This window comes from Alkalilimnicola sp. S0819 (assembly GCF_009295635.1).
Taxonomy (GTDB): Bacteria; Pseudomonadota; Gammaproteobacteria; order Nitrococcales; family WHIW01; genus S0819.
Map to the genome: position 1 here is coordinate 1 of NZ_WHIW01000028.1, position 5,176 is coordinate 5,176.

Here is a 5,176-nt window from a genome sequence, read left to right on the forward strand (position 1 = left end):
GCCCAAACGAGGCGGATACGGGGCAGAAAGACGCTGAAACGCCGTTTTGACGGCCGAAATAGGTCGAGGCGGTCATTTTTCGAACAATTGATGCTGTGGCGCTGGTTTGTTCAGCGTTTCCTTAAGAGTCCGAACTTCCGGAAAATTAGCAACCTTTTCTGTGAACCAGAATGAATAGCCAATCAATGTATCCTGATTGATGGTTAGATTCACACGCACACTGTCTTTATCCCGAGGATCTTCTGACGCCTCTTTCAAGTAACCAACCCACCTTACCCTAATGCCACTAAAATTCTTGGCCGTTTGTTCTTTTTGGAAAGGCGGAGCAGAGTTGATGGAATCGACTATTTCATTAACTTTTATCTTGGACAGGTTTGAGGTCGGGGTTGCCACTTGATGCTCGCATGCACGGGATTTTAATTGTCCTCTGTTTGTCGTCTTATGAGGCAGCTCTATTGCAGTTGTTTCAGGTGCTCCTTTTCTGCCGAAATACTTCGCGTGGTTCTTTCGCTCATGGAGCCACCAACCAATCACCACTGCCGCGACTGTAGCAACGCTCACGATTACTGCTGAAATAATTTGTGGGTCCATAGCCGTGCTCTTGATTGCCTAACGGCTAGCGGTAAGCCGCGACGAAAACGCGCAGCGTTTTTGGCGTCGGCTTGACCGCATGGTTAGCGGCCGCTTGCTCCACACGAAGTGGTGCCACTGAAGTTTCAGCCTGCCCGGTTGAGCGGAGGAAGTTCGCCAAACTGCGCATAATATTCCTGTAAGGCTTGCCGCTCTGCCTCGCGAGGTGAGTCCGTGCCGACAAAGGACACTACCAGCCGCTCGTATGGGAACGCAGAGGCGATATTCTCATGCTGTTTGTGCCTGGCACCGCACTCGTGACCTCGAGAGACATGCTGGGGTGAAAGGCTTTTCTTGAGCTGGATCACCCGGTCGACGTAAGAGGCAGCCATGCCAATGTAAAGGATGCCCTTGGAATCTACTCCTAGGAGCCGCGAAACTGGCACTGGTTGATTGGAATCATCTTCACGAAGGCATGAAATTGTGTACATCCCACCCGACTCTCCGAACGTAGCGTGGATGCGATCCCAAAAATCGGATGCCGCGATTCGTGCCTGCACTGAGGGTCCTCTTTCCGCTAACGGCTAGCGGTAAGCCGCAGGAAAAACGCGCAGCGTTTTTGCTGTCGGCTTGACCGCCTTGTTAGCGCAAATTGTTGTTTTGGCTGGCAGTGAGCGTGGCCGGATGCCACCGGCGACGCCTGCTTTTTCGTCTTGTTCTCTGGAACCTACCGAAGCGTGCCGAGCTTTACCAGCGCCGGTTCCTTTTGCTCTTTCATCAGGGCGACGTGATCGGGCCGCCAACGGGCGCTGAGCATTTCCCCACAACAGAACACCAGCTCTCCGTGTTCGTTGTTCATCGGTGGTTTGGGCTCCGAGGAGGGCGCCTGGAGCACATGGCGCTAGGCCGGGAAAACCCAGAATGCTTGAAAAATCATTCGCCCCGAACGCTTCACCGACGCAGGCTGTGCGGTTTCGATCGCCGACGTCTGAGCGGCTGCTGTGATGCCCCTTTCTTGCGCTAACGGCTAGCGGTAAGCCGCAGCGAAAACGCGCAGCGTTTTTGCTGTCGGCTTCACCGCGTGGTTAGGCTTTTGTTTTTGTTGCACTTCACAGTGGATTTCACGCGTTAGGTGCCAACTGGCACGTAAGAGAACATAAAGTATGCGCACACGGGCCACCCAGCAAAACCGGCCAAGCTTAACGTAAGCTTGCCGGCAACTCGTTCCACGAAGAAGCCGAAGAACGTTGCGACCAGGCCGATGACGAAGATAACTATTGGCGCCCACCAAACAACATTCCAGCCGTAGTAGATGAGGTACGCGAAGCCAGCAAGCATGCCCAAGAAAGCCGAAAGACCAAGAAGTAGACCGAAAACCTCGCTCCCGCCACGGAAGTTTTTGAGGTGAAGCTGCTGATAGAACACAAAGATGCCGAACGCGCAGTAGAACGCAATAGATGGCCAGGACAGTGATGACATGTGTTCCCTCTGTGCCTCACTGGCACCTAACGCCGGGATTAGGCTCGTGGTGCTTGCGCCTCACAGCCCACCCATCTTGATAGCTGTAGCAACAGGGCGCGACAGATCGAAATAAAACCTATGCTCGACACCGTCCTGTGCAGTGACGCAGATCATTTTTAGAGGCTTGTCAGGGTTGTCCTGAGGACCCAGCGTGAACTCGATTCCGCGCTCGAAGCCTGGCCCGCATCTCTCCGCAATGAACCTGTCGATGAGTGCATGAGCCATCCCCATGCTCGCACAGTTAATTATTGCCGGAGACTGATCGGATAGCCCATCACCCCCATAAATAGGTGGTTTGTCGTCTAGTGAGTTGCTGTTGCGGCCGAACAAACGCGAGATGATGCCCATGCTTTCTGTCCCCTGTATGCCTAACCAGGCGGCTCACCGCCTGGTTAGGCCGTTTATTACTGGTTTCCGGCCTTTAATGCTCATGACCCTAACCAGCCGTCGGACGCCGCTTCAATCCTTCCACTTAGATTGAATGACGATGCTGAGCGCCATCTGGGTGAACACAGCCTGCATCCTGTCAAAGTGCGCAGCATGCTCCGAAAGCGGCCTCCTCATGTCAGCGCCGGAAATGCACTGAAACATGCCAAATCGATCTCTCCATTGAAAGAAGTAGTGAGCTTCGATGGACCGGAGGGACATGCCAGCTGATTGCGTCTCGCGCATTGCGCGGATACGCGCTGCGGGCTGACCATCAATTTTGGTCAGAGTGCCATCGATATATCGGGAACCGCCCGGAAGAAGATTGGGAAGGGACTGTTCGCTGAATAGGTCCGCCATGTCTGCCTCGCTCGGGACGACGGGGAGCGCCTTAACCAGAAAGGTGCACACTTCCAGTCCGCCGCCGTGCTCGCTGACAAATTTCTGGACGACGTTTGGTCTTTCTCCTTCCTTTGCTTGCCAGCTTGGTGGGTATTGAAGGGTTACTTCTAGCCCCTTGGCTTTCGGATGGCCGGCGGTGTCATACTTGCTGGCAGTACCGTCAGTGAAGCTTCTGACATCTGCAGCTAGATCGCTTTCGCTACGCGCCAACACCGACACGGAGAATGTGATGGCGAGGGCCACGAGCAGTGTTCGTAGAGTCATTGTCCTTCCTAAGCCTAACGGCTAGCGGTAAGCCGCAGCGAAAACGCGCAGCGTTTTTGCTGTCGGCTTCACCGCGTGGTTAGGCTCTTGTTTTTGTTGAACTTCAACCTTTGAGCGTTTCCTGCGCCTAGCCGGCGACCTCACCGAAGATCCAAGCTCATATGGTGGGAGCTAAGCACAAAACCTTTGTTGAGGTACAACCGATGCGCGTCATGGCGCTGGTGGCCTGTGTCCAGGTGGACGGCCGAACACCCCAGCCGCTGGCCCTCCGAGATCAGCCAATCTAGCAGGGCACCACCGAGCCCGGCGCGCTTTCTCTGCGGATGGGTGGCCAGATCATCAATGTATAGGACCCGGCCCCAAGCGAGGAAGGTGGCCACACGGAAGCCAGCGACCGCGACAGTTTCTTGGCCATCCTCGATGAAAGCGATTCTGTAGCCTTCAACCACCTGTTCGCGGACCTGATCAAGGAATTGGGTCTTGCTGAGATGGGGGCGCAGGGCGGCGAAGACTTCATACGCCGCTTCGAGGGCCTGAGAATCTTCCGTGTTCAGTTGCTTTATCTGATGGTTCATCGATTTCCTGCGGGGTGTCCTTCCCAGCCTAACGTGCTGCTAAGCCGCGCCGAAGACGCGCAGCGTTTTTGGCGTCGGCTTGAGCAGCGGGTTAGAACGGTGGAGTTACGCCGAGCGTGGCGCGTGGCCACCAGTTCTTCTTGTTCTTTTCCTTCACCGAGGGCGCCGAGCTTGGAGCGCCCGGCAGCACTTTCGGTGAAGCGCGTACCTAAAGAGACTACCAGCCGAGGACGCATCTGTCGGCTTTGGCTATGGCCACCGGCCCCGGACGTTTCAACCGTGGCCGTGCCCAGGCGCCTGCTATAACCACCGCTGGAAGGTGGCGTGCTTTATCCGATGCTGGGGCAGGGCACCAGGCTGGCTGGCTCAGCCAACAAAACCGCGAAATCCACGGTTCCGGACCACCCTAACGGCTAGCGGTAAGCCGCGGTGAAAACGCGCAGCGTTTTTGCCGTCGGCTTCACCGCTTTGTTAGGCTCTTGTTTTCGTTGCATTTATTAGTGGTGTGCGTGGCGGTTCCGTCATCTGCGTTGTGACTGAAGTACGCCGCACTCATCGGCTTCACGGCGGTGCAGAATTGCCTGCTTCATTCCCTCAGCTTCAGTTCTTGACCTGACACCGCTGCGCAAAAGCCCCGACGAAACCACTACGTGCGTGATGGCACGGAAGATCAGCTCACGCCCCGCCACAACCTCGATTCTCTCGCCGATGTTTTGCTCTGTGAAGGCCTCGAACTCTGCGGTCGCCTTCCGAGTTAACTGCACGCGAACCGTGGTTCCTTGGGTCTCTTCAACGAGCACCACCTTCTCAACGTTTTCGGAGCACAGTCCATAGGCTAGGGAAGGCGATCGCTCTGTAGCCAATACGTGTAATGGCGCTACCAAGACGGCGAGCAGCAATGACGGAATTCTGATGCCTCGTCTCCCGAAGTTTCTCGCCTAACGTGCGGTTAAGCCGCGACGAAGTCGTCGGCTTGAACCGCGGGTTAGAACCGGTGGGGTTCCGCAAGCTGAGTGCGGGCCACCGACCCTCCTTGTTCTTTTCCTTCACCGAGGGCGCCGGGGTGTCAGCGCCCAGCAGAACCTTTGGTGAAGCGCGTACCCAATCAGACTACCAGCGGCGGACGGACCTGACGATTTTTGCTGCGGCTACTGGTTGAGACGGCTCAACGGCGGCCGTGCCCAGGCACTGGCTAAAACCACCGCTGAAAGGTGGCGTGCTTTTCCCGACGCCAGGGCAGGGCACCTTGCTGGCTGGTTCAGCCAACAACACTGAGGAATCCACGGTTCCGGACCACCCTAACGTGCGGTTAAGCCGCGACGAAGTCGTCGGCTTGAACCGCGGGTTAGAACCGGTGGGGTAACGCGAAGCTCAGCGCGGGCCACCGATCCTTCTTGTTCTTGTCTCCTTCACCGAAC

General features: G+C 56.2%; 7 protein-coding genes. All 7 read right to left on the reverse strand.

Annotated elements, in window-relative coordinates; genetic code table 11:
• Window positions 1–72 precede the first annotated feature (72 nt).
• Window positions 73–591, reverse strand: coding sequence for a hypothetical protein (locus GBG68_RS13740; protein ID WP_152148341.1), 519 nt, complete (start codon window positions 589–591; stop codon window positions 73–75).
• A 706-nt stretch (window positions 592–1,297) separates the two neighbouring features.
• Window positions 1,298–1,429 carry a hypothetical protein gene (locus GBG68_RS14585; RefSeq protein ID WP_264297990.1) on the reverse strand — a complete coding sequence of 44 codons (132 nt, stop codon included), beginning with the start codon at window positions 1,427–1,429 and terminating at the stop codon, window positions 1,298–1,300.
• A 269-nt stretch (window positions 1,430–1,698) separates the two neighbouring features.
• Window positions 1,699–2,049, reverse strand: coding sequence for a hypothetical protein (locus GBG68_RS13745; protein ID WP_152148343.1), 351 nt, complete (start codon window positions 2,047–2,049; stop codon window positions 1,699–1,701).
• Window positions 2,050–2,109: 60 nt separating this feature from the next.
• Window positions 2,110–2,439 carry a hypothetical protein gene (locus tag GBG68_RS13750; RefSeq protein WP_152148345.1) on the reverse strand — a complete coding sequence of 110 codons (330 nt, stop codon included), beginning with the start codon at window positions 2,437–2,439 and terminating at the stop codon, window positions 2,110–2,112.
• 111 nt (window positions 2,440–2,550) lie between these two features.
• On the reverse strand, window positions 2,551–3,183 hold the full coding sequence (locus tag GBG68_RS13755) for a hypothetical protein (RefSeq protein ID WP_152148347.1): 633 nt from the start codon (window positions 3,181–3,183) through the stop codon (window positions 2,551–2,553).
• A gap of 140 nt (window positions 3,184–3,323) precedes the next feature.
• Complete coding sequence (locus tag GBG68_RS13760; RefSeq protein ID WP_152148348.1) at window positions 3,324–3,758, reverse strand: GNAT family N-acetyltransferase; 435 nt, start codon at window positions 3,756–3,758, stop codon at window positions 3,324–3,326.
• A 521-nt stretch (window positions 3,759–4,279) separates the two neighbouring features.
• Complete coding sequence (locus GBG68_RS14210; protein ID WP_193323674.1) at window positions 4,280–4,657, reverse strand: hypothetical protein; 378 nt, start codon at window positions 4,655–4,657, stop codon at window positions 4,280–4,282.
• Between the last annotated feature and the right edge of the window lie 519 nt (window positions 4,658–5,176).